The sequence below is a fragment of the Vibrio sp. 10N.286.48.B8 genome (genome assembly GCF_003050085.1).
GTDB lineage: Bacteria > Pseudomonadota > Gammaproteobacteria > Enterobacterales > Vibrionaceae > Vibrio > Vibrio crassostreae.
The window spans coordinates 222,771-249,576 of the sequence record NZ_PIGD01000006.1 but is presented as its reverse complement, the minus strand read 5'-3'; the positions used below and the strand labels follow the sequence as shown (position 1 = coordinate 249,576).

Here is a 26,806-nt window from a genome sequence, read left to right as displayed (position 1 = left end):
TTTGAACAAAATTCGAAGTGATGCCTATGCGCCTAACTCGGTTAATTTATGTCAGTACGCTTTGTGAAAGCTGCGACTCGAAGGCTTTAGATGAAATTCTCAAGATCTCACACGATCGCAATAAGCAGAGCCACTTAACTGGCCTTCTTAGTCACAACGATAAGTATTTCCTACAATGTATCGAAGGTTCACGAACTGCGGTTAACCATACCTACAATCATATTCTCAATGATAAGCGCCACAAAAACGTCATGATCTTGTATTTCAAGGAAATAGATTGTCGGCAATTTGGAGACTGGTCTATGGGCGACATTCCTCAGTCGAGCCTAACCGAGCTGGTAAACTTACAGTTTTCAACATCCAACCAATTCAACCCATATGAGATGTCCGGTGAAAGTGCTTATCAAATGCTTCTAGAATTGAAGCAGAATTTGCCTTCTGAGTAGATTAACGCCCCTTTTATCAGAAGAAGACATATCAAAAAGCCCCAACGGATGGGGCTTTTTCACATTATTTAAAAGATTGCTCTTTATTCATCGCCATGCTTCTGATCGCTTTCACTACGAAGAAAACCTTGCTCACTACCTGATAGTGTTTGCTGTTCCTGCTCGGCAGTAATATCCGACTCTTTGAACACAATAAACGCGCGGCGGTTTAATGCATCGGCTTTTTCAGATCGTTCATTAATCGCAGGCTGCAACTTACCAAATGACTTCGCTTCCCAGATGAACTGCTTAGGGTCGAGTTTGGTTTTGAGGTATTCAACCACCGTTTCTGCGCGGCGCTCTGCTAATTTCTCGTTGTAAGAGACCGAACCGGCTTGGTCTGTATGCCCTGCCACCATGATACTGCCTTGTAAGTCACTCAATTGAGCCGCAAAGTCATCTAACTGAGTTAAGTCCTCTGGTTTTAGCACTGACTTATCAAAATCAAAGTGTGGCGTCATCGCCATGTAAACCTTACGCTCAGGTTTTGGTGGCTCACAGAAAGGCATCTCTTCGTACTTCTGTGCCTCTTCAAACACGATAAACGCACGGCGGTTCTCTGCTCGGTCTTTATCGGTTTTACCCAGCAACAGAGGTTGAGTCTCACCAAGGTGCTTCACTTCCCAATCGTAATTCGTTGGGTCGAGGTGTGCTTTCAAATAGTCCGCGACCGATTTAGCACGGCGCTGTGAAAGGTGCTCATTATATTCGAGAGAACCTTTATAATCAGTATGGCCGACAATCGTGATGCGCCCTTTGAGGCCTCTGATCTCTTTAACAAAGGTATCCAAGTTGATCTTGTCGAGGTCGCGTAATTGGTATTTATCAAAGGCAAAATGCTCTGCGATGGCGATGTGCACCTCACGCTCTGGCGCCAAACACTCGCTGATTAAAAACTTAGACACGTCTATGCCAGCAAACTTGTCTCGGTTCTCCTGACTCACGTACGTGTCGGTTGCACAGCCAGAAAGCAACAAAGTACTCATCACTGCGTTTATTAGGAAAATAATTGTTTTCATCTTACTCTTAACTGTCACTTTGAATTCTCTACTCTTAACTTTCAACCCACTTTGGGGCAGGCTTAGATCTTACCGACTAAGTTAATGAACACACCGGATGCATCGTAGTCATCATCATTGGTTAGATCGCTATCAAACGCAGAGAAGTTATAGCCAATGCCCATTTTGAAGTTATCGCCGATGTGCTTATTCACCGAAACTAACGCGCCGTGCTCTAACTCATCGTTGAGTGTGTCCGTTTTCCAGTGATATTCACCCGTGATATCCCACTCTTTCATCACGCGGTAAGAAGCGCTCAGTCCGTATAGGTCGATATCGCTTTTAACCAGCTCATTCGAACCAGATGCTCGTTCAAAAGCTTGCTGTTTGTCTTTATGGGCGTACTTAGTACCGACGTCCAAGTGTTGGTCGATCGAATAGATCGCTTCAACTTCAATGATCTGGCTGGTTTCGTCTTGATAATCCACATCGCGATCCAGTTGGTCGAAGTCCGCAATATAGGTGTAACGGCTAAGTAGGTTTAATCGATCGTTGTAGATCGGACGATAAGCTAGGCCACCTGTTGCTTCGGTAAATTGAGCCATGGTTTCGCCAGTGGTTTCACTCTCTGTGATTGAGTAGTTGTACTTGCCAAACAGCGTGTACTCCTCCGTTAAATGGTGTGTGTAACGGTTGGTGGTCACGATTTGTTGCAGCTCCCTTCGAGCGATTTCTGGGTCGTCTTCACTCTTATCCAATCGGTATTCGAATTTGTGGCTTAGAGTGATGTCATCTAGGTCAATTGACGCATTGAAGCTGATGGACTCACGCTCTGTGGTGATGTTTTCGTCATCTTCAATTTCACCAAGCTGATAACCGATGCCCATCTCAACATCTTCCGTCACGTCGTAACCAAAGCCATACGAATCGATACGGCCGTGACCATCATTTTCATCAACGAACTGGTTCTCTTGGTAGAAATCGACACTGCTGGTGAGGTCTGCACGCTGACCGACAATCACGTTGTTTTGGCCTTCATAGTTGTCATCAACATAAGTTATGTAGGTGGAATGATCATCCGATACATCGTAACTCACCGTCGCTTCAGCAACTTGCCCACGATCACCATCGGTATATTCACCACCTAAAGACAAATCTTCCAAAACTTGGAATTCAGCACCGATCGAGGCGCTATCGTTTTCGTCGTAGTCATCCGACTGATCGACAGTCTTTTGCCCTTTAACGTAAACGCTATTGTCGCTGTCCCACATGTATTCCAAACGTACACCCGCTAAGGTCGCATCGCTGTGCTCGTCGTTTTGGTTAAGCTCTTCAGTTTGTTGCCCTGCCGCCGAAACTTTGATGTGCTCGGTGATTTTAACTTGAGTCTCTACCTCAATAGTCTCGGTGTCTGTTTCTAGATTGCCGTCAACATCGCGCTCTTCGTTGGTCGAGAAACGAGACAGAACCGCCAAACGATCGGTCGCTTGCAAACGAAGTTCGGCGCCATAGGCTTCTTGCTCTAGGTCATCGCTGCTGCTCGCGTAGCTATATCCTGCGTCTTTGTCTCGATACCAAAGCTTGAAGTCATTACCTACTGCACCAAAGATAGTTGGTGCAAGGTCATAAAGGCTGGTGACAGCTGTGATTTGGACACTGTCACCTTTACGGTCTTCCAATGTATCGCCAATTGGCGTAAAGGTTAAACCACCATCAGTAGAGACGAAATTCGACTCGGTTTGCCTACCTTCACTGCGCGCGAACTCAGCCTTAATGTAGGTCCCCTCAGTAGCACGTAGCGTTAAGTCGGTACCGTAAGACTCGTAATCTTGATTGTCTTTCTCTTGGGTCGCGTACGTCACGCCAACGCCAATATAATCGTTGATCCAGCCTTTGGCACGACCACCGTAAGACATCGCATCTAATGAGTCAGAACCTTGTGGAACATACTCATAATCGACAACCAGAAAGTTTTCGTAGTCATCTCCGTTTTCAATCACGCTACCAAAGCTGTCGGATAGAATGTTATCGAGTGGCTTGGTCAAAATAATTCGACCTTGGTACGGGTCAAAGTCATAGTCGACGCCCGGCTCAAGCGGGATTTCATTTTGTACTAGGCCAGATTCATCTTTTACTTTGACGTAAACTTTGTCGCTTCCCGGTACCGCTTCACCGTGGCGAAGGAAATACAGAGAGCCGCCTGTACCCAAGAACTCATCGTGTGCATACAACGAATCTGCTTCTGCAGCAAAACCGACCACGTTCAAGCGATCTTCACCGTATTGTGTAGTATCGCGAGTACGATAATCGGCTTTGAAACCATAGAGGCTACGATTGTAATCGTTATTCTCGGTGCCTGTTAAACCCGTGTTGTAGTTACCCCACAAGTATTGAGACTTATCGTATTCGACATTGAGGTAAACCTTGCCCTTGGTGTTGACCACTTTTTCGATGTTTGAGCTATCGCCATAGTTGCCGTAATAAAGCTCATCGTCGTCTTCGAGGATATCGAACACATCCGAATCGTCCGAGGCGAACGGATGTTTGAACATGTCTTTGATTTCACTTTCTCGCGTATCAAAGTGAGTCGTAACGCGAAGCTTATCGCCAAATTTACCCTGACCAAAGTACGCCAAACGCCCTTGGTTATAGATGTCATCTTGATATTGGTCATCGACGCTCAGCGCACTGTTATTACCAGAAACATTGTTCTTACCAACATAAAGATCAGCCAAACCCGTTTGAGCGTAGTAGGTATCTGGAATACGGACGTAAAGCTTATAACGACGCTCATCGCCGTTATCAAACACAACCTTGGTTGGGAAAATGTAAGAGTCTGTCGGTAGATACTGTTCTGCGTATAAGTTGCCATCTTCAACGTCAAATTCGTCTTCACCGATGATGACTTTATCGACGCCTTTCAAACCGGTACCAATGAACTTGGCTAAGCCCGCATTGGTCGGGATGTTGTGACGCATCAACTTAGCTTGGCCGTAACTTTTGTCTTTGCTCTCTTCATCGTCGTTATCGTTGCGATCGATATCGACTTCAGAGTCTGGCTTCACCAAATCCGTCACACCAACGGTGGTCACGTCCATGTTGCCATCTTTGTCCCACGCTTTTAGACGGAACATCAGCTGCTCACCCACCTCAAACTGGTAGTCGACATCGGTTTGACCATCCCAGTTAATATCAGAATCGTTTGCTAGCTTTTCGCCACCAAGTACAGCGATGGGTTCAGACAGCCCAAAATCGCCGACACGGTACACTTCTAGCTGATACTTCTTGATGTAATAACCATAGTTAGTCGTGATGGTGAAACCTACGCTATCGCGCAGTGTACCTTGTTCGACTTCCAGCTCGTCACTGACACTGACATCTAGAACAGGGTCAAAGCGAGTGATATCACGGCTTGCCCAAATAGCACCTTGTTCAAGGTAAATACGCGAGCTGTCTTGGTCTTGGTTCGGCTTAGTGATTTCAATGCCCGTTGTCTCTGAACCAAGCTTTTCCAGCTTACCCGTGTCTTTCGCTACCGCCATCACAGGAATGGCAGTCAACACACACGTCGCTAAACGAGACTTACTAAATACTTTCATACAATTTCCAGATACGGTTCCAATGGCTTACTGCTGTTCACTTTCTTGCTCTTTGCGATGAACGCTAAAGTTGAACTTGGTGAGCTTATTCGGGGTAATTCGCAACACTTTCGGGTTTTCGCTCACCACTTCCATGGAGGTGGATAGCGAGTCAGTGTCCAACTTCACGAGGAAGTTCTTACCTTTCTTATTGAGTACCCATTGGTCGGGCACGTGGTAACGACCGTACTGGTCTGTGTAAATAACGATTCCCTCAACCGTCATCAACTTAACGCCCGGAATACCATCTTCGTAAATGCCTTTGTTCTCGATAACGATTTCCCACAGGTAATCCTCGCCATCGCGATACAGGTTTCTTGTTACGTTGAGGTTTTCCGCGCTCAGTCCCTTCTTCTTATCGGATTCATGCTTAAACTGAATCTGACCTTGTGCATCAAACTCGATACGAGAGCCCGCATCGGTCGTGACATAGAAATCAAAGCTCTGCTGTGTTCGAGTCCTGAATTGAATCACCACTTTGCTGGTTTCTGGCAGTGTTCGGTTCACTGAGTGACCCCAAAGATCACCAAGATCCAAACCTTGCCCAAGTGCAGTGGTTATTGCACCATCTTCGACAGCAACGTCTTGCCCATCACGGATGATGTGTGTCGAATCAGCGATGTAGCCTTGTGTTGCTAGGTTCGCAGTTAACTCAACATCAAACGCAGTGGCATCCGCTTGGAACCCATCTTTGTTGTGATCTTCAAAGACTTTGCCGATGATCGATGAGGTATCGAACACCTTGTCCGGTTCTACGGTCACTTTGGCGGTGTCTTCATTAGAAACCGCTGAGCCATCCACTTTCGCGACTGCGGTGTTGATGTAGTCACCAAAGGTCGCACCTACCGATACTCGCAATAAGTAACGAATACGCAGTTTCTCGCCCGGGTCAAAGTTCAACGAAGTGAACATAAGCTTGCCTGTGTCCGATGGCTCTTGAGAAAGAACCTGATCGTCTTCCGTACCAAACTCACCATCAATACCACTCAACACGATTTCTGACGTGTCCACGATGTATTTCAAGCCACCTGGGTAACGGTCTTCTACCGTCACGTTCTTAAAGTAAGATTCATTGTTGTTTTCAACGATGATCTCGTACTCAACCGCATCACCGACTTGCGCGGTATCTTGCAGCGCCGACTTGGTCAGCTCCAATTCCCCAGAGTTGTCAGGAATCTTCTTGATGTGAGTGGTTACGCTGTCGCTAGTTTCAGTACCGTCAGGTTCAGTCGCCGTAAAGGTATTGGTGATGTCGTCATCTAAACCTTTACCTAATGTACCCACCACTTCGAACGCATAGGCATTTCGCTTTTGGGATTTTAGGTTAACGGTGGTATCTAGATCTTTACTCGACGGGAAGCTATGACGCTGAATCACCGCGCCTGTGTCATCGACTTCAACACCTTCAATCGTCCAGTCAGTAAACACTTTGTTGCCAACGCTATTTTGCAGTTCGCTGATCTCATCAGTGAGTCGCACGTTCGCTGCATTACCTAAACCATTGTTGGTCACAGCTAGGTAATAAGTGACACTGTCGTCGTCTTCGGTGTATTCAGGTTTGTCTGAACGCTTTTCGACAATCAGATCTGCGCCCACTGGAGGTAGATCCAGAGCTGATACTTGGTCTGCTACTGCCTGCATCGAGGTTTCTGATGCCAACATACCTTTAGATCGAGCACGCATCGTCGGGCTACCCGTTAGATCAAGGTAGTAGCCGAGTACATCGATGTTGGTCAACATGTCTTCGTTGACGGTCAATGTGAAGGTGTAGTCAATCTTGCCACCCGGCGCGATGTCGACCAAGGTGAAGAGGTCTTTATCGTTATCAAACGTACCCGGCTGCGTTTCAGCCCCTTCCGATGATGCTGTTAGGGTCCAATCATCAAAAGCATTGCTGCGGGAGCCATCTATGTAATCACCCATTGACTCAGAGAACTGGGTGTAAAGCGCCACATCTTTAGCGATACCACGGCCAATGTTTTGTACCACTAAGTGATACTCAACTTGGTCGCCCGGCACGTAATAAGGTGCGTCTGTATAGAGCTCAGCTTGAACAACCGCCGCGACAGTGTTAACCGGAGGGCTAACCACATCGCCGCCGTCAACTTGCGCTGTATTGACGATACGTCCAGTCGCAGTATCGACCACGGTGCCTTTTGAGCGGAATACAACCGTACCGTGCGGTGCAATATCCACACTGTATTCAATCGGGCTAATTTGCTCTGTCGTCGTGCCTAGCGTGGTTGAGTCAACAATCAAAGAAGTGGTTCCGGCAACAAAGGCAGGGCCAGTGGTGCCATCGTAATAGCTCACCTCTATCGTGCTCATATCATCGACAACACTTAGGTCACTAATGTAGTTGTTTGAGGTGTTCTCAATAGTAATCAAGAACTCCAGCTCACCACCCGGCTCATACTCGGTTTGTACGTTGGTTTTCGTCGCAACAAACTCAGAGTCTTTCGGTGTCATGACTACCGTTGAGTCTTGTGGTGCGCCGTTGTAAGTGATGGTTGCCGTGTTACTGATATCGCCAATCGCCGTAGTACGAATCAACGCCTTAACATGGAATGTCACGGTACTTTGTGGCGCAACATCCATATTGACGTCGATGTCTTCACTCAATTCAAACGTCTTCGGCGTCACTACAGTGCGGTCATCTGAAGCTTCAATACTCACTTCCCACATCAGGAATGCCGACTCTTGTTTATCCGCGGTCGTGTCGACTTGAATGTCACTGATGATGTCTTGAAGTTGAACACCAGATGCAAAAGCATCAGAGCTGTTGGTTACGGTGATGTCGTAGTTAATCAGCTTGGTTACTTCATACGATGGCGTATCAACCGTCTTCTTGACCGAAACCATCGCCAAAACTGGTGTACTGGTAGCACTGTCATCAAATGTTGTGCCGTCAAAGATCGCTGATGCGATATTAGTAATATCGCCTGTCGCCAACGGATTAGTCGTCACTTGAATAGTGAAAACAATGCTGTCTTCCGGTGCGATATCGAGCGTCTCGTTTAGATCTTCACCACTGGTTACGTCTGGTACGGGCGTTTCACCTGTTGTCGAGACGGCTGATATTTGGATTGAAGCGGGGTCAAAGGCTTGCTTCGTCTCACCACCAGCAATCGTGGTTTCTACCGATTTCAACGCATCTTCAATCACAACATCTTCAGCCCAACCTAAACCGTTATTTTTAACGGTCACGGTGTATTGAAGTGTTTCTCCCGGAAGGTACTCCGCTTTATCAACGTCTTTTGTGATCTCAACTTGTGCGTCTTCTGGAATGTAGGTCGCGTCTGCGGTGTATTCACCATCATCGCCAACCACTTTAACAACGTTAGTGATCTCGCCTTTGGCTTTGTCATTCACGGTATTTGTGACAACAAACGAATAGCTGTCACCGGGATGAATGCTGTAAGTGGCGCGGTAACCTTGAGCAGTGTTAGACACATCTTTACGAGCATTCAATGCTGGGTCACCACTACCATCAATCTGTTCATCGCTGATGATCCAGTTGCCGGTAAGGGCTTGTTCTTGATCTGGGCTGTTCGCCACTTCGGTCATGATGGTATCGATACGATCCGTCAGGACTTGATCCACAAGGTAACCTTCACCCGTGTTAGCCACGGTGATCTTGTAGGAGATAGGTTGGCCCGGTTGGTACTTAGCATCAGGCTCGGCAATCGGGGTAGCTTCTTTGGTTAACACCAACTGTCCCGGTTGAGGCGTGATATAACCCTCTCTTAAGCGAGCTATTTTCGAATCGTCTAAGCCATGTCGTAGATATGCAGTATTGGTAAAGCGACCAATCGCATCATTACGGACCTTGCCTTCAACATGGATTCGAACAACCGTGTACTTATCACCGCCGCCAGTACCCGCATCATCACGCCCTGCCATCTTGACTGACTCAGCAGGCAAATCGATGTCTGGGCTGCTTTGCCCAACGAGCTTGTCTAACTCTGAGAAATCATTCGCGTCAGGATCCGATGGTGCTGAGTTGTATAAGACATCGTAATCAACGCTCCACTCAGTGAGTGCGGTTTGCATTGAACCATCGACAGTTTCGACTTCGAAGCCACTGATGATGTCGCGGATTGAGAACAGGCCAGAATCCACATCGTCATTGGTAATGTCGATGTAGTAATTCACCGTGCCACCCGGCACGTAAGTAGGTGTATCTGTCCACTTATCGATTAGGATATTAGAACGACCAGGGTCAAGTACGATGTCGTTGGTGTCATCACCGTTCACTTGTGCCGTATTGGTAATGGTACCTGTTGCCGATGTTGAAACTGTGCCTTTGACATCGAACACGATGCGTTCACCTGGGCGAAGATCGACAGTCGCATTCAATGGCACACTGCCATTGTAGTTGCCTTGCACGTCATAAGTTCCAACCGGTTCAACCGCAATCGCTGTTGCCCAATCAGAGAAAGCATCATCGCCATCTTCGGTTTTGAGGGTATGGATAGCATCAATAACACGTACATCATTGGCGATACTATCGCCGGTGTTATCTAACGTAACTTGATATTCAACATCACCACGCGGTGCATAGGTACAGCTGCTGCCATCGTTTGAAGGCACTGAACAGCCAGCTGATTCACCATCGGTGTATACCAAGGTTTTGAAGTAGTCGAGTTCAGCCGCTTGTGGCGGAATCGTTTCTGATGTTGCTGACTGATTACCTGCCGTCACTCGGTTGGCTTCGATAGTCCCCAAAGCATCATCACGGATAACACCTGTTAAGTTGAACGTCAGCACTTCACCTGCGGCAATATCGGTTTCGATATTCAGGTTATTGTTTGGGTTATAGCTCGGAACATAAGTATCGACGTTAGCATCAATACCATTGCTAACTTCGTGAGTGATATCGCCCGAAACAAAGGCGGATTCCATTGTTCCACCAATAGCCTCAACTTGAATATCCTTTACCGTGTCTTTGATCTGAATATCATTTGCCCAACCGTTTTCTGGGTTAGTGACCACGAATTCATACTCGACTTCGTCACCCGGCAGATAGGTATCCCCATCATTGAACGGGTTGCCGTTAATCGACACCACGCGTTTTTCAACACTGATATTACTTCCTAGTGGCATTAGAGTCGCAGTACGAACCATACCGTCATAATTCGCTTTGTTTTGAATATCGCCCAACGCATCCTCACGAATCTCAGCATGGATGGTGAACGTTAGGCTTTCTTGAGGCGCGATAACAATGTCGTTATCAATATCAACGTTGTTACCAGAAACAAAGTCAACCGCGTCCGTGATCGAACCTACCGCTGCCGTTTTTTCTAGCTGCACTTCCCAACCAGATAAAAATGGTTGCCCGACAGGGTCAGCGCCAGACGTCGAAGCATCTTCTGCAATGCGAGTCTGAATTGCAGAAATGGTATCTTCAAGGCGAGAACCATACTCAATTCCGTTGCCCGTGTTCTTAATTTGAACTCGGTAATAAACTTCACTCTCACCCGCAGCTTGAGAGTACTTTGTCTTTGCCGAAGAGAAGCCTGCGTCATAGAACGCCTTTTTCGAGAATGTTATCTCTGGCTCTGACATCGACGTTGGGGGAGAAACAGCAATTAACTGGTTGCCATCATCTTCATCGATATACGCTCGGTTAGTGAAAGAACCTACTGCTTTGGGACTGATTTTGGCTTTGATGACATAACGTACAAACGGTGACGATACTGCACGGCCAAAGTTATCTGCCGATATATCAAAGTGCGTATCGATCGGTTGATTGTCTTTGATCGAGTTATCAACATCAGGGTCAGAGATCCCTAAACTGTCTTCAGACGTTTCAATAGTCCAGCTATCAAACGCCGGACCGCGAGTTCCGTCGTAGTATTGAGTCGTTATCTGGTCGATGTCATCACGAAGGCTGATATCATCAACGTGCGCAGTTGCGATATTTTCGATATAGATTTCATACTCGATGTAACCACCAGGCATGTAGCTCGTTGCACCCGGAATCTTGTTTCCATCAGCATCGTAGTAGTCCAGAATATTTTTTTCGTAATCAATTTGACGACCAGCTTGCGAGATATCATGAGAGATCGTATCTCCATCAACAGTCAGTACATTGATAATATCGCCATTGGCTTTATCGTTAATGGTTGCCACTACTTGGTACTCAAGCGTTGCTCCCATCGGAATATCGGCTTCTTCGTTTAGGTTGTTGTCTGTTGATGTATAAACCTTACCTGCACCCGCACCTGCATCGACATACTCAGAATCAGTGCCCGTTGCGATAGAGGTAATGGTCCATGTTGAATACGCAGGTCCAGTTGTACCGTCTACGAGATCGACGGTAATATCTTTGAGGTTATCGACAATTGGAATGTCGTGAGCATTGCCTTTACCGTCATTCTCAATCACCAAGTGATAGGTCACGGTTTGAGCTGGCTCGTACACCACTTCATCAGTCGTTTTATCAAAATCTAAATGGTAATCATCGGGAATCACGACGGTATCTCGGTAATGAATATCACCGACCGCATCCGGTCTTACGGTACCTGTTACTGTGTAAATCACGTCTTCACCAGCATCGATATCAATCGAAGTCACAATGTCAGTGTCGTTCGCAACATCACCGTCTTTGGTACCATCGGTTGTACCCGCGTTTGCAGGATCGCTCTTAGCAACTACCACCGTAAACTTGTTGGTACCCACCGCATCGTCGAAGAATGGATTGCCTGATGTGCCATCTTGTAACTCAACAGAGATATCATTGATCAGTTCATTAACGTCAACGTTGTTGCGATAGCCGTGACCATCCTGAGAGTTGTATTTGATGGTGTAAGTCAGTTCATCGCCCGGAGAGTAGCGGTTGATGTTGGTTGTACGAACCACGGTACCGTTATTGTGAACTTGATGGTTTTCAGCCACGGCACGCTTAAAATATTCGCAATCTGTCATACACCCAGAGTCTCTACTATCGAGGAGTAAAGCTTCATTCCGAATAACATTTAGCCCATCCGCGTCAACCCCATTTGACACCGCATTATCTTTAACAAGGGCCTTAATCTTTATGGTTTTCAATTCACCGGGAGCAAGTGACAACGGAATCCTTACATCATGGGTAGATTGACTTCCATAGCCACTCCCAGTATCTATCAACCAATGCTCGAATGCAGACTGGTTTTCGACATCCTCAACATACGCATCTTTATCATTGGCAAGTGTTGTGAAGACCTTCGTCAGTTCGTCTTTGAGCTCAACTTCAGCGAAGCTTTCTTCATCATTGTTCTTAACCAAAATGGTGTATTCAACGTATTCACCTGGTGTATAGCGGACTACATCCGTCGTCTTTGTAAGGGAAACATTGATATCAAAAAGGCTATCTGCGTTATTAATTTGCGCGGAAGAACTGTGCTCTCTGTCTGTAATAGGGTCATAGACATCTACACGGTTGGATACTTGATCATGTGGATAATCAGCATTAACAATACCACTCACCTCATAACGAACCCAACCTCCTGGAGTGATATCAACATCAGTGTTGATGTCTGTATTATCAGTAATATCACCGTAGCGAGACCCCGGCTTATCGGTGTTAGTCGATCCGACAATCGTCCAGCTATCGAAGAACATGAGTGCTGAAATGCTGTCTTTTACCGTTGCGTCGTTCGCGTAACCAGCTCCGCGATTATAGATATCAATATCGAACGTAGCACGCTCTCCGACCACAAAGTCGGTATGTCGAGCAGTCTTAGCGACTACAAGATTCGGTTCGCTAGGATAGGTACGTACCGTATCCGATAGATTAGTATCTGGTCCCGTCACTGTTGCGGTATTGGTGAATGCTCCCCAAAGAATCTCACTGTCTACGTCGCGATCGAGTGTCCCAACAACGGTATAGGTGATAGTTGCACCTGGTGGAATTTGTGCCGTGGCATTCAGGTCAGTATTATCTGAGAATTCTCCAGGATCGGTGACCGCTTTGACCCAAGGAGAAGCCGCATCTCTGTCAGCAGTGATCGTCCAAGATTTAAACACAGGCTTGGTTTCACCCGGCTCATGCAGTAACTCAGCCTCTATCGTGCTGATTTCATCTTTAATATTGATGTTAGACGCGAAACCATTCCCTTCAGGGTTGGTAACGCTGATTGTATAAGTGACAGTATTTGTGGTGTCGGTATACGCGTTCTGTTCGTTATGACCATCAACACGCTTATCCAATACTAAGTAGTAATCTCGTGGGTATGAACCTCTGTCGGAATAAAGCACGCTATCTACCGTCACTTCATTTCGAATCTCATCATCGGCAATCGGGTTTACCACCGCTGCAATGCTATAGATGATTTTGTCGTGCGGGGCTAGCTTCGCCTTCACATCTAAGATGTTCTTATTACTCTGATTACCTGAAATTTCACCGCTAAAACCGGGATCACTGTTTATTGAGACTAAGTCATCAGAGCCATAAGATTTTGCCGTCACAACCCAGCTCAAGTACGCTTTAGTTGGCTCATCCGTGATTGATTTGGTCATGATTGATGCAATGTCATCATAAACAGGTACATCAATCGCGTAACCGTCACCGTTGTTTTCTACCGTAATTTCATAGTTGAGTGTGCCACCTGCAGAGTAGTAGCGAGAATCCACTTCCTTCTGTACTTTTAACTTGGAGTTTGGCATTTGCACGCCAGAACCCGCCTCACCCAGGTTATCTCCCAAACACAAACCTGCATCGGTACCATCATCAACAATTTGACCCACACTGGTATCTGCTACTTTGGCTGTCAGTTTGTAGTGAACAAAGCCCTCAGGAGCAAGATCGACTTTTAGGTTGATGTCGTTCGTAGTCCAAGCCCCATAATTAAATGAGCCATAGTTAGAACCCTCACCGCTGCTTTCATCCACTTCCAACTTCCACTCGGAAAACGCAGAATCGGTAGTACCATCGGCTTGCTCTGTCACGATACAAGAGAATTTGTCGATCACTTCAACATCGTTCGCGAAAAATTCAGTGTCTTTGTTGGAGATAACAATGTCGTAGACCACTTCATTTTCACCCGATATCCCAGGTACATAAGTGGTATCTGTTGTGTTCTTGTTGCGGGTAATCTGGCTTGATGAAGAGTTTAGGACTTCTTGTGTATCTAGAGGGTTAGTCACCACATCAGCAGAATCAGCCGTGCCTTCGGCATTCACTACACGTGCGATAACTTTAGGAATTTCGCCAATTGAAACAGGGCTTACATCGACTTCAACCGAGTAAAGGATCTCTTCGCCAGGGTAAATAGAGACTACATCATCCAGTGAATGGTTGGATTCTACGCCGCTATCAGCCAGTTGAGAGGTACTGTTAGGCCCAATAGTAATAACTTGATTGGTCCAAGATTCGTAAGGATTCCCCTTGGTATCGGTAGCATTTTTATCATTGCTGATGTCGTTACCTAAGTCGGTCTCTAAGTCAGCAAGTAACTGCTGAACAGAATAGCGATAAGCGATACCGGAATTTTCTTGGTTGGTTACAGTAACCGTGTAAGAGAACTCATCATCAACAACATAGTTCTCTGTTTGGTTCAAGGTATGTTTAAGAGTGACATTAGACGCTGTGGGGGGCGTAGTGATTTCATTCCCAGTGACTTGCGCATCTCGTGTTTCTACCGTTATGTTGTCATTAACAATATCGCCGACGAGTTTGTCGGCAACGGTCGTTCGAATTGTGTAGGTGATAGATCCACCAATATCTATCGACGCATCAGTGACGGACAAATCCCCTGAAGAGTTGAATTTACCTGCATCACTTTCACCGCCTTGTACCTCGGCTGAGTTCACATTGTTTGTGAAGGCCTGTTGAAGAACACCATCAATGTCGAGTGTCTTGATATCTGAAATAGCATCTTGAACATCAAGGCTTCGAATCACCATATCGCCAGTATTTGATACCTTAATCGAGTACGTGAGTTCTTTATTCAGTTGGTAGTTTGTCTTATCTACCGACACCAGAATATCGTGTTCGTACAAACCTCGTTGAATAGATTCCGTATTTGATTCAGCAGATGAAAGAGGCCCAGCGCTCGCGCTTGCGACGTTATCAATCGTATCGGCTGCGTCACCAGAAACTTTGGCGGTCATGGTATAGGTCACCGAGCCACCCACAGTAATACGTACGTCAGTCGCCTCTAAACTACCAAGACGGTTGTAAGTACCCGGCGATGAAAGAATCGTCGCCTCCGCTTGGATCGATGCTTGAGTAAAGGCGTTAACATCATTCCCTTCATCGTCTGTCGTTAAGATATTTAACAGATCATCTTTAACATCCAACCCTGCAATGGTTTTATCCGACTCATTCGTAAGAACAAGCGTATAAACGACCTTTTGCCCATTGTCATAAGACGCACTATCAACGGACAGATCCATTTTTAGCCCCGCTGTTTCAGCTTGGACGGAGAATGGAAACAATAAAATAGATAAGAAAAAGGCAAGGTTGTATCTGAACATTAACGCGTACTTCACAGTAGATTGACAAGTCTCCAGGCTAAATGCCATAGATTTGACGTCACCAATTTGGCACTTAGCCTATTAGGGACATGCGCAACATACAGTTCAATCAACCCGAACAATTAACATCCGTGAAAAACAAATTACTGAAGATGTTAAATATAGAGTCTGATGTCTAAATTAGAATCAAGACATTGAGTTAATTATCAGAAGGTTAATGTTTTAATGAGTGAGTTTTCACAGTTGTTACGTAACTTCAGAAAGGAACTTCAATTTACACAAACAGAGTTTGCAACCTACTTAAATCAGCTAGACGATGAGTTTAATGCGGTTGACGTCGTAACGATAAATCGTTGGGAAAACAGTAAGGTAAAGCCTAGTACATACAAAGCACTCAAGATCTTACGGTACCTTGGCGGAGATTTGTTTGAGACAATAAAGAGCTTTAAGTCCGAACAAAAAGACACACTAATCGAACTGTTTTTAAACGAATCCTATGGCTCATTTCAAAGTAGAATTTCAGCTCTATCAGGCCTGAATCAACAACAAGGCGAACGCAACTTTAAGTCACTGCCTTTAATGTCAGAGCCGTGCGACACTGGCGTTATCGACAGAATCAAACTACTTTCTAAATTCACAAAAGTCGATATTTCGCCACTGGACCAAATTGATTTATATCTCTATTACTGTGAGAAAAAAGCACATGGTCACAAGCTCATCAATACAGATGGCGACATTGTGAGTCACAACGTAGGCTTTTTCTTTGAAGACCATCAATTTGAGACATTAAAAACTCAAGAGCTAGATCTAAGAATGGCCAGCTCTTTAAATTCAAGCAAAAGCATAAATTATTTTAATATAAGCTCACACTCAGAGACAAAAAATCATGTTATTGAGCATATAGTTTCAGATATAAAGTTACTTTCTCAGAACAAAAACATTAAAAAATATTCTGTTTTAGTTAAAGACCCCAACATGATGAAACTCTTGAAGGGCGTGGGGTTTGAAGTATTTAAATTTTCAGAACCTTCTGCTAAAAAATGTAATATCACATTCAAAAATAAACATTATAGCTACTGTATATTAACGATTGATAAAATAGACTATCTGACGAATCGGAACGTAATGTCACTAATCAAAGATGAATATTCTACCATGATGAAATTTCCGCAATTACTGCGCGAAGCGCGCAAGAAATTGAAGTTAACGCAAAAGGACTTTGCGGCATACATTAATCACTTAGATGATGAATTCAGCTCTGTAGATGTCGTAACGATAAATCGATGGGAAAATAGCAAAGTAAAGCCAAGTAATTACAAAGCCCTAAAGCTATTGGACTGCCTTGGTCTGGACTTGTATACAACGTTGAAATCCTTTGATTCAGAAGATAACGAAGACAGTGCACTACTTGAAGACTTCCTTCGTGAGAGGTTCTTTTCGTTTCAAAGCCGAGTATCGTCTATCACTAAAGGGGAGATAGAAGAAGGCTGCGACTGTCAGATCATGCCATTGATGACAGATCAGAATGACAAAGCAGTAATAGATAGAATTAAGCTGATTTCGCAATATACAAAGGTGGATCCTTCAGCTCTTGATACTATCGACCTGTTCCTCTATTGCAGTGAAAAAAAGGCGCATGGCAGAAAAATGGTCGATGTTAATGGCGATATTGTTAGTCATAGCCTAGGTTTTTTCTTCAACGAAGAGGTATTCGAGCAATACCAAAATAAGCATCTGCATATTAAGCAAGCCTGCTCTTTAGATTCTAATCAGGACTTAAATTATCTAGTCGTTAGCGGTCACTCTGAGAAACGCGAACAATCTATTGCGAACCTGATTTCCGATATGAAGCTTCTTGCAAGAAATACTAAGATCAAGAAATTCTCTATGATGATCAAAAATCCAAATGCACTGGAGCTGATGAAAAACCTTGGGTTTGAAATCTATAAATTCTCAGAACCAACAAAAGAAAAATCGAACATTACCTTCAAGAAAAAAAACTACCGCTATTGCGTACTGACTATCGACAAGATTGAATTACTTAGCAATAAACATGTTATTTCTTTTATTAGTAAACATGGTTAAGCACCTGATTTTACTAACTATAGAAAGCTTATACTAAATTCTTCTTAAGCTTCTCTTCCAACGCTTGAATACATAGCTTAATGGCGATAGGCATATTTGAAGCGAATGGGTTTAGCGCATAAACCGTGTTAGTCGGTAGTTGGAAGCTTGGCATCATGTCGACGACTTCATTGGATAACTGAGAGAGGTAGAAATTTGGAATCACACCGATACCAGCGCCAGATTTGATCAAAGCAAGACAACTGTGAAACGAATTGGTGACGCAGTTAGCTTGTTGTTGATAGACAAAGCCCTCTTCAGTTTGGGAACTAAAATGGTGAGTCACCTGCTTTCCCTGCCAAGAGTTTGCAATATAAGGGATTGACTCAAGGTCGCGTTCCCGCATGCTTGTGACGCCACACAACACATCTTTAAACTCACCTAATCGCTTCTGTTTTAGATTACTGTCACGTGAACTGCCAACTCGTACCGCAAGATCAATATCATGCTCCATGAAATCTAAGTGTTGATCATCACTGATCAATTCCGGCTTTAATTTTGGATACTGTTTCATCAGATCGGCAATAACAGGCGCAACCAGCAAATCCATCAACGCATTAGGAGCCGTGATGCGAATCCGTCCCTGTGGCTCTTCCAACTCCGATTTCGCCATATCCCATGCCGATTCAGCGATCACGTTAATATCCTTACAACTTAGATAGAAGCGCTCTCCCATACTAGTCAAGGTTTGTCTTCGCGTTGTTCGTTTAAGAAGCGAAGCACCAAGCTCTTGTTCCAGAATTTTTAGGTGCTGACTGACGACAGATTTAGACAACTCTAACTTTTCAGCCGCAGCCGATACTGAGCCTTGCTCTACAATATGAGCGAAAATCGACATCTGCTTTAGCTTACTCATTTTATTGTTCTCTTTTTACAAACAGTATTTTCTATTATCTCTGTTTTTCAAATTAATTTCCAAGACTAAACTGAATCCAACTTATCGAGATACCTAATCAAAGAAACAGTGTTTGAAAGAAGACTGCTATGGAGAGAAAACAATGTTAAACAACCAAGTATTAGAAGCATGTAAGCAAGGCATTAACGCGTGGCAAAAAGCATTCAATAGCCAAGATGCTAAAGGTTGTGCCGACCAATACACAGAGGCTTGTGTGATGGAAGCTCGTCCATTCGGCACTTTTGAAGGCCGTGAAGCGATTCAAGCATTTTGGCAAAACATCATTGACCAAGGCTTCAAAGACGTTGATTACACAGATGTTAAGTGGGAAGAGCACCCAGAAGGTGGTTACATTCTTACCGCTAGCTGGACAATGAACAAAGCGTTTGGTGTCGTGCACCGTGAACACTGGGCATTAGAAGCGGATGGCTGTGCTCGCCTAGTAAGCGATGACTTCGAAGTTCAAGGCGAACGCTAGAGCTGTAATTAGAAGCTAAAAGCTCAAAAATGAAACAGAAAACAAAAAGCCAGCAATCCAAATGGACTGCTGGCTTTTTAATGTTCACTATTGTCGCCATTTCACTTGATTTGAAGGTGATTGAGTGACTCTACACAATCACTCAACACGCTCATCATTTCAAATCAAAATGTCTGGTAAGACAGAGCAAATCCAAGTCAAAATTACAGTGCAGCTTTCTTCGCTTCTGTAATCCAACCATCGAACGTGCTTTGGTTCGCTTTAATCCAACCGTTTACGTGCGCTTCGATATCCGCAGAGCTGTTCTTACCTTTACTCATCATCATGTTCTGAGCACTTACATCATTGATGTTAAGTTTGATGATCTCGAAAAGCTTCGCTGCTGATGGGTTATTCTTAGCAAACTCTTTGTTCGCAATAATGCGCATTGAGTTCATTTCGAAGCCGTAGTTTTTGCCGTTAGATAACGTCGTATCAACATCCGAACGCTCGCCAGGAAGTGAAGAGAATGGCACTTCTAGCCATACTACGTCTTCGTTAGGCACCAATACACCACTTACCCAGTACGGTGTCCACGTGTAGTAAAGGATTGATTCACCCTTTTGGTAACGTGAAATCGTGTCTGCGATGATAGCCGCATAGTTACCTTGGTTATGAGTTACTGTATCGTCCAGTTTGAATGCTGACAGTTGATGTTCAATTACCATCTCACAACCCCAACCTGGGTTACAGCCTGTTAGGTCGGCTTTGCCATCACCATCTGCATCAAACAGTTTTGCAATTTTTGGATCGGTTAACTGACCAATATTAGTGATGTTGTACTTTTCTGCCGTTTTCTTATCAATCAGGTAACCTTGCGCTGCACCACTTACATATTGGCCTTCTCGGTAGAACTTTTCATCGCCGCCCGCCATTGTGTATTTGTCTGCATGAAGCGGGAACCAACCTACCGTTAGGAACGTTGCGTCACCTTTTGCAATTGAGGTGTAGCCTACGTTGTAGTCCACTTCTTGCGTTGATTTCACGTCGTACCCAAGCTCTTCAAGAGCGCGGTTAACAATCAACGTTTGGAATGTTTCTTCTGCTACAGACGATTGAACAGGCTGAACAGATACACCTTCACCCGGTAGGCTTGCTGCCCATACGTTAGTTGATACAGCCAGTGTAGAAACGATGCTCACTGCAAGTTTGCTCTTCCATGAATTATTCATTGGTGTTTTTCCTTAATTGAAGTTCTGATTTGTTACCGCGATTTAAAGCATTAAGTACTAGGGAAACAGGTCCCATGCGGTACCAGCGTAATTTTGTATTGCCCGCATTCACACCCAACACTTGGGTGATACGATCCAATAAGATGGCGAGAATAACGATGCCTAAACCACCGACAGCAGCCAGTCCCATATCTAAACGGCCGATACCTCTCAGTACCATTTGACCGAGACCACCTACCGCAATCATTGACGCGATAACCACCATCGACAGTGACAGCATCAGTGTTTGGTTTACGCCCGCCATGATGGTTGGCAGTGCTAATGGCAATTGAATTCGATAAAGCATCTGCTTTTTGCTTGCGCCAAATGAGTGACCGGCTTCGATCAACTCTTCCGGTACTTGCTGAATACCTAAGATGGTTAAACGTACCACTGGCGGCAGTGCGAATATGATGGTTACAACAACACCCGGCACGTTACCGATACCAAACAACATGACGATTGGTACGAGATAAACAAAGGCAGGCGTGGTTTGCATGGCATCCAGAATTGGACGAACGAATTTAGCCGCCGTGTTGCTGCGGGCGAGCCATATCCCCATGGGTAAGCCAATCAACAGACAGAAGAAGACCGATGTCATCACCAACGAAAGCGTAGTCATGGCTTCAGACCAAGCGCCAATCAAGCCAATGAACGTCAAGGATACTGCGGTAGCAACACCAAGCTTCAAGTTTGAAAACTGCCATGCGACTAAAAACAAGATGATCAACATGAATGGTGCTGGCGTAGAAACCAGTGCTGTTTCAAATGAACTTAGGATGAAATCGATAGGCACACGTATCGCCTGAAACAGTGGGCGTCCGTGTTCAACCAACCAATTCAGACCAGACTCAACCCAAGTATCGACTGGTAGTACAGCTTCAGCAAAAGGGTTCAGTGGGTCAAAAGGCGTAACCTCAACGGTTTCGCTGCTTAGCCAATCCGCAGATGGTGCAGTTTCCGTTGTTTGGCCCCAAGGATCACTTGCTGGCTGAGTTGAAGGAGCTGCTTGCGACCATGGGTCATTATTTGTTTGTTCCGACGACATGATCTATCCCTTATCTAATGTTTGTAGCAGTCGTGACTTAGTCACAACGCCAAAGTAATTACCTTGCTCGTCCACAACAGGAACGGAATAAGGCACACCGCCAACAAGGCCAAGTACATCATTGATTGGTAAATCTGGATTGAGAGTTAAACCATCACTTAGCTGAGCGCTAACCAATGATTTATTCTCTTTGTGTGCTTTGCGAAGGGAGTCGATAGAAACAATGCCTGAGTAGTGACTGCTCTTCTCAACAACGATGCCGTATTCACGGTCGTTATCCATCAAGATTTGCAGAGCCGAGGCTGGACCATCGTGCTCAGATTTCTTAAATACTGCGGCCGGCTTCTTACGCGCAATATCTTTCACAGTAAGCACGCTTGCTACATTCACACCGCGGAAGAAAGCTTCGACATAATCGTTAGCCGGGTTATTAAGAATATCGTCTGGAGTACCTACTTGAACCACTTCGCCATTTTGCATAATCGCAATTCGGTCACCTATACGCATCGCTTCATCCAAATCATGCGAGATGAAAACAATGGTTCGTTTATCGTCATTTTGCAGGCGAATAAGCTCATCTTGCATTTCAGTACGAATCAGTGGATCGAGTGCAGAGAACGCTTCGTCCATTAACAGAATGTCCGGGTCACATGCTAAAGCACGAGCCAAACCAACACGCTGCTTCATACCACCAGACAGTTCATCTGGGTAAGACTCCGAATACGCGCCAAGGCCTACTCGCTCTAACGCAGCCAGTGCTGACTCTTTTCGTTTATCAACATCGACACCCGCAAGCTCAAGGCCAAACGCTGTGTTTTCGATCACAGTCATATGCGGCATCAATGCGAAATTTTGAAAAACCATGGAAATGTTGTTGCGGCGGACTTCGCGGAGTTCATCTTCTGAGATGTGGGCAATGTCTTTGCCTCGTAGAAGCACATTGCCTTTGGTAGGTTCAATCAAGCGGTTAAGAAGGCGTACTAGGGTTGATTTGCCAGATCCTGACAGTCCCATTATGACGAAAATCTCGCCTTCTTGAATACTAAGAGAAACATCGTTAACGCCGATCGTTAGCCCTGTTTCTTCGAAAACTTTATCTTTGTTCGCACCTTGATTAATCATCGTAAAAGCGCGGTCGGTGTCTTCACCAAACACCTTGTACAGTCCCTTAACTTCCAGTATGGGATCCATATAATCTAATCCTTTCTTAGCTATTTTAACTTAAAAATGGTTATTTAAGCTCGAAAAATGATTAGTACTCTAAGTAAATAACCAGTGTAAATCAAGGGAGCTCGTACTGTAACTCACCCACAAAACCACCAATCCCCTAGAAAAATTAATGATTAAAAACAAAGCAGCAAACACCCAACACACTGAAAACAAAAGATATTAAAACAACAAGACCGCTTGCAACATTATGTATTGTTTACTGATAGATTATTGAATATTTATTTTACATTTGAGCAATTAATACGCGAAACAGACCAAGAATAGGACCAAATAGTTCGTGTGCAAATAATTCGAACACAAACTATTTATTAAGATTTAATGACGTTTCAGAGTTGATCATCCACCCTGCTACAGGGATAAGATCCACACTCGGCATCGACATAAAATCCAAAGGTGAACTGGCTAAAGTCAGCGAGATAAAATCGATCTTTTCAACCAAGAGTTTCAAAACATCACACCAACTGTGACACTTGCTACAAACTATTAAACGTCGATTACCCAAGCTAAAAGACAACTTGTAGAGTCCTCACTGCTGAGCCATTCTTTATAAAAGAAATTGACATTTCCCCGCGATGAATTAGAGAAAAAGACAAGGAATTCGAATGATAAAAATGCTGGTGTGTGACTTTGACGGGACGCTGGATGGAGGCTCTTCTCATGGGGTGAATCAGTTATTTAACTACCTAACCGAGCAACCTGATATCCGTTTTATCATTGCGACAGGAAGAACTCTGCCGTCAATTCGAGTTGGGTTGGCGTCTGATAACTACCCTAAACCACACAGCATTATCAGCGATGTTGGCACTACAATTCATCACGTTCACTCCCAAAAACCCGATCATGTTTGGCACAATCAATTAGAAGCGTCGTGGAACAAATCCAAAGTAGAGACAGCACTCGCACCACTCGACTTTATGGGCGAACGCTTTGAAAATCATCAAGGAGATTACAAGATTACTTTTGAAGGGAAGCTGTCTGAACCTCAACATGAGTTGATTGAATCAAGCTTGGAGTCGCACGGGTTAGATGTACACCTCACCTACTCCCACGACTGGTATTTGGACATCACACCAAAGGGCGTCAATAAGGCTACTGCGATTCATCACCTGCTCAAGCAGCATGGTTTGAGCGTAGAAGAAGTGTGTGTCGCGGGCGACTCTGCAAACGACACATCCATGCTAACGATAGAGGGTGTAAATTCGATATTGGTTGCTAACCATTATCCAGAAGTGGCGCACCTATCCGACAGAGACAATGTGTACACCAGCACAGCAACGCACGCTGAGGGTGTGTTAGAGGGGCTCAAATACTGGCAAAAGCGAGCGTCGAGCATCCGATAAACGCTAGTTAGCCATTAACAACAAATTCTAATCAAACAGGCTTCCGGTCCTACTTCCAACCTGGGAGCCAATTTTGATTATCTGTAAGCTCTCGCCAATTGATGTCTTCTTCTCGTTTGGTCATTACCGCCTCTATCATGCAGCGCACTACCTCCCCTTCATCAAATTCGACTTCTGTGACCATAAAGTGCTTTTCTTTCTTCACGGGGCTAACGGCTGTCCATTTGCTACGAAATAACTTCTTTGGGTTGATCCGATTCATGGGCTTCTCTCTTGCTTTGACGTCGTTGATTATCATGAGTTGTCTACTCGACACAAAGTAATAGTCTTTCCATCGCAAAAAAGATCATAAAAAAGCCAGCGGTTAGGCTGGCTTCATTCGATTAGCTATTTCTCGTTAGAGATTAGCCATTTTTAGGTGGATCAAATGCCGTCAGTTCTAATACTGGGCCTGTGTATTTTTCAATTTTCACAAGCGCAGAGTTCGCTGCACAACCATTTGCCAAACGAGAGGTTGGAATATCCAACGTAAGCACGTTACAGCCACCGTTTTTACATAGACCTGTATCTTTATCCAAATCAGGCCAACCGCCTTCATGAATACATACAGCGCCCTGTTTGATGCCATCAGTCACTAATGCACCAACCAGTACTTGTCCACGATCGTTGTATGCACGAACCAAATCACCCGTTTTGATGCCACGAGCTTTCGCGTCTTCTACGTTAATAGAGATAGGCTCACGGTTACCAATCGCATACTCTTCGCGGATCTTCGCGTAGTTGAACTGACTGTGTAGACGATGCGCGGCGTGCGCTGTCATCAGCTGCAGTTCATCACTTTTCGCTTTACCGAAGAACTCAGTAGGCTCAATCCATGTTGGGTGAGCAGGGCAATCAGCAAGCTTGTAGCCTTCAATGGTTTTAGAGAAGATCTCAATTTTACCACTTGGCGTACCTAGCGGGTTCATCACTGGATCCTTACGGAAGTCAGCATGACGAACAAACTGTGCCGCCTTCTTGTTGTACTTCATTTCAATAAGCTGGTTATCATCCCAGAACTTACCAAATTTAGGCATACGAACACGTGCAGATTTACCTGCTTTTTGTGCCGCATCGTAGAAGCCTTTCAACCATGCCATTTCGTCTTTGCCTTCAGTGAAGACATCACGGCCACCCGCTTTGATCATCTCAGACATGTCTGCAAATACATCGAAGTCATTACGCGCTTCACCTTGAGGTTCAACCGCTTTCTTCATTGGCACTAAGTGTTGATTACTGTAGTCACCCGTCATCGTCATATCATTACGTTCAAATGACGTAGTAATTGGCAACACAATATCGGCGTGCTTGGCAGCGGCTGTCCAGTAGATTTCAGAGATAACCACAAGTTCAGGTTTTTGCCACGCTTTGATCAAACGGTTGGTGTCTTGATGGTGAGTGAAGTTACCACCGCCCGCCCACCAGATCATTTTCAGGTCAGGGAACGTCAGCTCATGACCATTATGCATGTATGTTTTGCCTGGGTTTTCCAGAGCTTCTGTAATACGAGCAACAGGGAAACTGTTCACCGCACCTGAAACAGCCCAGTCATTACCAGCAGAAGAACCGCCACCAATTGAAGCTGAGATTGCTGGTAATACACCCGCATCACGAGTTGGGTTACCGCCATTCGAGTAGTGGTAAGAAAGACCGAAACCACCACCTGGAAGGCCAATCTGACCAAGCATTGCTGCGAGAGTCACTACCATCCAGTGGCGTTGCTCACCGTATTGTTGACGCTGAATGCCCCAACCAGCCATAAGCATGGTGCGATTCTGACTAAAGATATCAGCAAGTAGCTCAAGTTGTTTCGCAGGAACGCCTGTGATCTCTTCAGCCCATGCTGGCGTCTTTTCAATACCGTCCTCTTTACCCATTAGGTACGCTTCAAACTTATCGTAACCACTGGTGTACTTATTTAGGAACTCTACGTCATGCTTACCCTTCTTAACTAAAGAGTGTGCGATACCCATCATCATTGCGACATCGGTCATTGGGCGCGGTGCAATCCACTGAACTGCGTCACCAAAGAAATCGATCGTTTCTGAGCGCATTGGGTCGATAGCGATGATTGTCTTGCCAGACTTCTTAAGTTTATGAAAGAACTCTAGGCCTGAACAGTCGGTTGAACTCCATGCAATCTTAAGCGTGTTCATTGGGTTCATACCCCACAACACAACAACGTCTGAGCTCTCTAGTACCACAGGGTGAGTGGTTTGTTGTTCATAAACTTCGATCGATCCCATTACGTGCGGCATGATCACTTGAGCAGCACCAGTTGAGTAGTCACCTAAGTGACCTGAGTAACCACCAGCCAAGCTCATGTAACGTTGTAGTAGCGTTTGTGCTTTGTGCAATACACCACTTGAACGCCAACCGTAAGAACCCGCGAATACAGATTCAGGGCCATTCTCTTTACGAATACGCATGTGTTGTTCGTGGATCAGCTTATAGGCTTCATCCCAAGACACTCGAACGTATTCATCTCCGCCACGAGTTCCTGTTGGATCGGATGGGTTATCTAGGAAGCCTTTACGTACCATTGGGTATTTGATACGAGCTTTAGTATGTACTTGGTCAGGGCCTGTAGTTTGTAGGCTGTTTGGAACAGTTTGTGCCAGTGCATTAGTAGTCGACACTAACTTGCCATCTTTTACTTCACACAGCATAGGTCCCATACGACCCGCTGTTAATACACCTTTACCACGCTTGTTTGCAGCCGACGCTGTCATTGGCGTTAGCGACGTAAATGCCAGCGCACCAGCAGCCATGCTTGTTCCTTTGAGGAATCCGCGACGAGTAATATCTGCCATAATTATT

Annotated in this window: 14 protein-coding genes; 4 read left to right on the top strand and 10 right to left on the bottom strand. The window is 45.0% G+C overall.

Features of this window, described 5'->3' with window-relative positions:
• Positions 1–26: 26 nt before the first annotated feature.
• Complete coding sequence (locus CWO08_RS10030; RefSeq protein ID WP_102478575.1) at positions 27–446, top strand: BLUF domain-containing protein; 420 nt, start codon at positions 27–29, stop codon at positions 444–446.
• 83 nt (positions 447–529) lie between these two features.
• Here CWO08_RS10030 and CWO08_RS10025 read toward each other — a convergent pair whose 3' ends face one another.
• The 3 genes from CWO08_RS10025 to CWO08_RS10015 all read right to left on the bottom strand — a co-directional run bounded on the left by CWO08_RS10025 (position 530) and on the right by CWO08_RS10015 (position 15,501).
• Complete coding sequence (locus CWO08_RS10025) at positions 530–1,504, bottom strand: OmpA family protein (RefSeq protein WP_102478576.1); 975 nt, start codon at positions 1,502–1,504, stop codon at positions 530–532.
• A gap of 62 nt (positions 1,505–1,566) precedes the next feature.
• Positions 1,567–5,082, bottom strand: a complete 3,516-nt coding sequence (locus CWO08_RS10020; protein ID WP_108020371.1) for a hypothetical protein — start codon at positions 5,080–5,082, stop codon at positions 1,567–1,569.
• 27 nt (positions 5,083–5,109) lie between these two features.
• Positions 5,110–15,501 carry a DUF11 domain-containing protein gene (locus tag CWO08_RS10015; protein WP_108020383.1) on the bottom strand — a complete coding sequence of 3,464 codons (10,392 nt, stop codon included), beginning with the start codon at positions 15,499–15,501 and terminating at the stop codon, positions 5,110–5,112.
• 306 nt (positions 15,502–15,807) lie between these two features.
• On the opposite strand from CWO08_RS10015, the gene CWO08_RS10010 reads away from it, so the two are divergent.
• Positions 15,808–17,667 carry a helix-turn-helix transcriptional regulator gene (locus CWO08_RS10010; RefSeq protein ID WP_108020370.1) on the top strand — a complete coding sequence of 620 codons (1,860 nt, stop codon included), beginning with the start codon at positions 15,808–15,810 and terminating at the stop codon, positions 17,665–17,667.
• 28 nt (positions 17,668–17,695) lie between these two features.
• On the opposite strand, the gene CWO08_RS10005 is transcribed toward CWO08_RS10010, so the two are convergent.
• Positions 17,696–18,562, bottom strand: coding sequence for a LysR family transcriptional regulator (locus CWO08_RS10005; RefSeq protein ID WP_108020369.1), 867 nt, complete (start codon positions 18,560–18,562; stop codon positions 17,696–17,698).
• A 142-nt stretch (positions 18,563–18,704) separates the two neighbouring features.
• On the opposite strand from CWO08_RS10005, the gene CWO08_RS10000 reads away from it, so the two are divergent.
• The gene (locus CWO08_RS10000; RefSeq protein ID WP_017633307.1) at positions 18,705–19,079 is read left to right on the top strand and encodes a nuclear transport factor 2 family protein; all 375 of its coding nucleotides are present in this window, start codon (positions 18,705–18,707) and stop codon (positions 19,077–19,079) included.
• 203 nt (positions 19,080–19,282) lie between these two features.
• Here CWO08_RS10000 and proX read toward each other — a convergent pair whose 3' ends face one another.
• The 4 genes from proX to CWO08_RS23975 form a co-directional block, all read right to left on the bottom strand.
• A complete protein-coding gene (gene proX, locus CWO08_RS09995; RefSeq protein ID WP_108020368.1) occupies positions 19,283–20,290 on the bottom strand; it encodes a glycine betaine/L-proline ABC transporter substrate-binding protein ProX in 1,008 nt (335 codons plus the stop codon).
• Positions 20,283–21,377 carry a glycine betaine/L-proline ABC transporter permease ProW gene (gene proW / locus CWO08_RS09990; protein WP_019824227.1) on the bottom strand — a complete coding sequence of 365 codons (1,095 nt, stop codon included), beginning with the start codon at positions 21,375–21,377 and terminating at the stop codon, positions 20,283–20,285. The genes proX and proW overlap by 8 nt, the downstream gene beginning before the upstream one ends.
• A 3-nt stretch (positions 21,378–21,380) precedes the next feature.
• Positions 21,381–22,568 (bottom strand): glycine betaine/L-proline ABC transporter ATP-binding protein ProV, encoded by a 1,188-nt coding sequence (gene proV / locus CWO08_RS09985; RefSeq protein ID WP_108020367.1) that lies wholly within the window; start codon positions 22,566–22,568, stop codon positions 21,381–21,383.
• A gap of 340 nt (positions 22,569–22,908) precedes the next feature.
• Positions 22,909–23,055, bottom strand: coding sequence for a hypothetical protein (locus tag CWO08_RS23975; RefSeq protein WP_155492526.1), 147 nt, complete (start codon positions 23,053–23,055; stop codon positions 22,909–22,911).
• Positions 23,056–23,209: 154 nt separating this feature from the next.
• Between CWO08_RS23975 and CWO08_RS09980 the strand changes: the two genes are divergently transcribed.
• On the top strand, positions 23,210–23,947 hold the full coding sequence (locus CWO08_RS09980) for an HAD-IIB family hydrolase (protein WP_108020366.1): 738 nt from the start codon (positions 23,210–23,212) through the stop codon (positions 23,945–23,947).
• 49 nt (positions 23,948–23,996) lie between these two features.
• Here the strand turns inward: CWO08_RS09980 and CWO08_RS09975 are convergent, their stop codons facing one another.
• Both CWO08_RS09975 and CWO08_RS09970 read right to left on the bottom strand, forming a co-directional pair.
• Positions 23,997–24,209, bottom strand: a complete 213-nt coding sequence (locus CWO08_RS09975) for a TIGR02450 family Trp-rich protein (RefSeq protein ID WP_026084164.1) — start codon at positions 24,207–24,209, stop codon at positions 23,997–23,999.
• A 142-nt stretch (positions 24,210–24,351) separates the two neighbouring features.
• Complete coding sequence (locus CWO08_RS09970; RefSeq protein ID WP_048658355.1) at positions 24,352–26,799, bottom strand: molybdopterin guanine dinucleotide-containing S/N-oxide reductase; 2,448 nt, start codon at positions 26,797–26,799, stop codon at positions 24,352–24,354.
• Between the last annotated feature and the right edge of the window lie 7 nt (positions 26,800–26,806).